This is a genomic window from Dietzia sp. DQ11-44, from assembly GCF_014145205.1.
GTDB lineage: Bacteria > Actinomycetota > Actinomycetes > Mycobacteriales > Mycobacteriaceae > Dietzia > Dietzia natronolimnaea.
In genome coordinates this window covers 1-4,456 of the sequence record NZ_JAALEC010000537.1, presented here as the reverse complement: position 1 = coordinate 4,456, position 4,456 = coordinate 1, and the positions used below count along the sequence as shown (strand labels likewise).

The 4,456-nt window shown below is 72.3% G+C and carries 3 protein-coding genes; all 3 read left to right on the top strand.

The genetic code is table 11. From position 1 onward, the window contains the following. On the top strand, positions 1-1,578 hold a 1,578-nt coding region (locus tag G6018_RS13105; protein WP_182639839.1), incomplete at its 5' end, for a circularly permuted type 2 ATP-grasp protein. Continuing rightward, the gene (locus tag G6018_RS13100) at positions 1,571-3,448 is read left to right on the top strand and encodes a prolyl oligopeptidase family serine peptidase (protein WP_182639838.1); all 1,878 of its coding nucleotides are present in this window, start codon (positions 1,571-1,573) and stop codon (positions 3,446-3,448) included. The genes G6018_RS13105 and G6018_RS13100, both read left to right, overlap by 8 nt. After that, positions 3,426-4,456 (top strand): amidohydrolase (locus tag G6018_RS13095; RefSeq protein ID WP_182639837.1); only part of this gene is annotated, 1,031 nt, incomplete at its 3' end. The genes G6018_RS13100 and G6018_RS13095, both read left to right, overlap by 23 nt.

The window sequence follows — 4,456 nt, the reverse complement described above, 5'->3', positions numbered from 1 at the left end:
TCGGCGGCCCGCCAACGCGCCGCCCACCGCCGTCGCGGGAGGCGTGGCGACGTGGTGGCCGTCCTGCTGGCGGAGACCGTCGACCGGATCCGGCCCCGCGACGTGGCGGACGACCGCGACATGCGGTCGATGCTCGCCTCCTACTCGCCGCTGGGTGAGGCCGTCACCGAGGAGGTGCACGACGAGGCGATCACCGAGGACGGCGTGCCGCGGCCCGAGTACGTGGACGTGCTCAAGGCCGTCTCGGACCTGGGCCCCGAGACCCTGTGTGAGCGCAAGGACACGGTCGACGACAGCCTCCGCGACCTCGGGGTGACGCTCAAGGTCTACGGCAGGGACGAGCCGCAGGTGTTCCCGCTGGACGCGGTCCCGCGGATCATCCCGGCCGACCAGTGGGCGCGGATCTCGGCGGGGATCGAGCAGCGCGCCCGCGCGATGGAGTTGTTCCTCCGGGACATCTACGGCCCCGGCGAGATCACCCGGGCCGGTGTCGTCCCCGCCGAGGCCCTCGAGCGGGCACCGGGTTTCCGTCCCACCGGCCGGTCGGTCCCGGCGGGGGCGTTGCACGCCCCGGTGTGCGGGGTCGACCTCGTGTCCACCGCCCCGGGCGAGTGGGTGGTCCTCGAGGACAACCTGCGGATGGCCGGCGGACTGGCCATGGCGGTCGCGCTGCGCGACCGGATCAGCGAGGGCTTCCCCGAGTTCGGCGCACGGTCCGAGATCCACGATCCCCGGGTCGGCCTGGACATGCTGACGCAGACGCTGCGCGCGGCCGCGCCGGACGGCGTCGACGATCCGGCGATCGCGGTGGTGATCGCGGAGGACGAGCTCGGATCCTTCGACCTGGGCCAGGTCGCGGCCGCGATCGGCGGCCCGCTCGTCACCCCCGACCACCTGGTGGTCGAGGACAGTCGACTGTGGCGCGTCGACGGCGACGAGCGCAGCCCCGTCGACGTGCTCTACGTCCGTATGGACGAGGAGATGCTGCTCTCCTCCGAGGGGGCCGACGGAACCGTTCTGCGGCGCGGTCTGCTCGGCGCGATGGCGGAGGGCGGGGTGGCCGTGGTCAACGCCCCCGGCAACGGCGCGGCGGACGACAAGGCGATCTACGCGCGCGTGCCGGAGATCATCAACTTCTTCCTGGGCGAGAAGCCCCTCATCGGCCAGGTGGACACCTATCTCTGCTCCGACCCCGAGCAGCGTAAGCAGGTCCTCGACCGGCTGGGGGAGCTCGTGGTCAAGCCGATCGACGGGTACGGGGGCTCCGGCATCACCGTCGGCCCCGAGTGCACGCCCCGCGAGCTCGACGAGCGCCGCGACGAGCTGCGGCGGCACGGCGAGCGATTCGTCGCGCAGGAGGTCCAGGCCCTGTCCACCCTGCCGACGTTCGACGGGCACGAACTCCAGCGCCGGCACGTCGACATGCGGGCGTTCGTCATGCTCCGACCCGGGGACTCGGGTGAGATCCTCGCCTCCGCCCCGCCCGTCGCACTGACACGGGTGGCTCCGGCGGGCACGATGGTCGTCAACGCCTCGAGCGGGGGCGGGGGAAAGGACACCTGGATCCACCGTGCATGACACGACCGAGATCACCGAGGAGGCCGAGTCCCTGGACGTCGCCGGCCCACCCGACGACGCCGCCGGGGGGCCGGACGCGATCCGTCACACCACCTCTCCGTGCCTGTCCCCGGACGGGTCGATGCTGGCGTGCGTGGTCACCGAGCGCACCGGATACCCGCGGGCGGTGCAGCGGCCACTGGGCCTGGGGGGCCTCGACGGGGCAGGGCCGGAGCGCGACGTCGTGCTGCCCGTCAACGGCCCGGTCCGTCGAGTCGCCTACTCTCCCAACGGCAAGTGGCTGGCCTGTGAGGTGGCACCCGACGGCGGTGAGCGCGAGCGGATCTGGCTGGTCACGACCGATCCCGCGGACAAGGACGTCTACCCGATCGACACCCACCACGACGCCACCGAGCAGATCGTCTGCTGGGACGGCGACCTGCTGGCCCTGACCGCCTTCGACTCCGAGGGACTGGCCGAGGGCAGGCTGGTGGACCCGGAGACGGGCGAGAGCACGGTGGTCGACAGCCGGATGGGGGGCGCGCTCGTCCACGCCCGTGACGGGGCCGCCCTGTTCCGGGTGGGCGCGCGTGGCCACCGCGAGTTGCTCCGGATCGTCCCGGACGGCCGGTGGTGGCCGCTCCTGCCGGTCGACACCGGGTCCACCACGGATGCCGGAGTGATCCTGGACGCCGGGGGTGAGAACCGGCCCATGAAGATGCTCGTGCGCAGCGACCACTCCGCGGAGCGCATGGGCCTGCTCGCCGTGGAGGCGGACGAGGAGAGCACCGAGTCCTGGCCGGTGGCCTACCGGGAGGACGCGGACCTGGACCGGGTGGAGGTGAGCCTGGACCGTTCGACGGCGGTGCTGCTGTGGAACGTCCGCGGGGGCTTGTCGGAGATCGAGGTGCTCGACCTGAGCGGGGACCGGCCGCGGGTGATCGTCAGACCGCCGCTCCCCGAGGTCGTGGCGTCCTCGCCCACCCTCACCGCCGACGGCCGTCTGCTGGCGCTCACCGTGCAGAGCCTCGACCAGCCGCCGCGCATCGTCATGTACGACGTGGAGCGACGGAGGTGGACGGGAGAGCCGCCGAGGCAACCGGATCCGGCGCCGGTGCTGGTCCACTTCACGGCCCGCGACGGGCTGGAGTTGTCCGGCTGGCTGTACCGCGCAGACCCGGCCGACGAACCGACGCCCACGGTCGTGTACCTCCACGGCGGGCCCGAGGGACAGTCCCGGCCGGGGTACAACGACCTCGCCCGCCGGTACCTCGACATCGGCGTGACCTACTTCGCGCCCAACGTGCGTGGGTCCACGGGGTCCGGACGCTTCTTCAGCCACGCCGACGACCGCTACGGCCGCTTCGCGGGGATCGACGACGTCGAGGACGCGCTGTTGCACCTGGTCGAGGCGGGCATCGCCGACCCCGACCGGGCGGTGGTCTCGGGCCGCTCCTACGGCGGGTACCTCGTCAACGCGACCCTGGTCCGGCACCCCGGGCGGTGGCGAGGGGGCATCGCGGCGTGCGGGATGAGCGATCTCCAGAGTTTCTACCGCACCACCGAGCCGTGGATCGCCGCCGCCGCCTATCCCAAGTACGGGAACCCGCTGCAGGAGCGGGAACTACTCAGGGAGGCGTCGCCGCTACATCTGTATCACCATGTCGACGTCCCCGTGCTCTTCGTCCACGGGGCACACGACACCAATGTGCCGCTCAGCGAGACGGAGCAGGCCGTGGAGGCCTTGCGTCGCCGCGGCGTACCGGTGGACGTGCTGCTCTTCGAGGACGAGGGTCACGAGTTCGTGAAATTGGCCAACAGGCAGCTGCTCGGGGACCGGGTGGTCGACTTCTGTCAGGAGGTGTTCGGTGTTCGGACGCAAGAAGAGTGAACCCGGCGACGCGGACGGGTTCGAGGGACGACTGATCGGGTGGCGGCGCCACATCCACGCCCACCCCGAGTTGTCCTACGAGGAGACCGAGACCACCGACTACATCGAGGGTGAGCTCCGGTCGATGGGGCTCGAGCCGACGCGGTTCCGGATCGGCACCGGCCTGTGGTGCGACGTCCCGGCCGCCGACGGCGCCACCGCGACGGACGTCGTGGCCCTGCGCGCGGACATCGACGCACTGGCCATGGGCGAGGACTCCGGCGAGCCCTTCGCCTCGGAGGTCGACGGGGTCGCCCACACGTGCGGTCACGACGGCCACACCGCGATGCTCCTGGGCGCGGCCGAGATGCTGGTCGCCGACCCGCCGCCGCGCCCCGTGCGCCTGATCTTCCAGCCGGCGGAGGAGACCATGCCGGGTGGCGCCAAGGACTGCGTCGAGGAGGGCGTGGTGGAGGGCGTGGACCGCATCCTCGCGCTGCACTGCGACCCGCACCGCCGCGTCGGCGAGGTGGGCGTGACCGGCGGCGCCATCACCTCGTCCAACGCCAAGATCGGCATCACGGTCCACTCGGACGGCGGGCACACCGCCCGGCCCCACGAGACCCAGGACACGGTCTTCGCCCTGGCGCAGATCGTCACGGGGGTGACCGCTGTGGTGGACCGGACGATCGACCCGCGCTCGGGAACGGTCCTGACCTGGGCCTCGGTCAAGGCCGGAGGCACCGCACCCAACGTCATCCCCGACTCGGGGCAGCTGTGGGGCACGCTGCGCAGCGCCGACCGCGACGTGTGGGCCACGGCGGAGCCCGTCGTCCGCGAGGCCGTCGAGACGATCGCCGCGACCTACGGGGTCCGCGCCGAGGTCGACTACGTCCAGGGCGTGCCGCCGGTGGTCAACGACGAGACCTGCGCCGACCTGGCCGCGTCGGCCGTCGAGCAGGTGCTCGGTGCCGACGGGGTGGGCACCGCCGTCCAGTCCAGCGGAGGCGAGGACTTCGCCTGGTACAC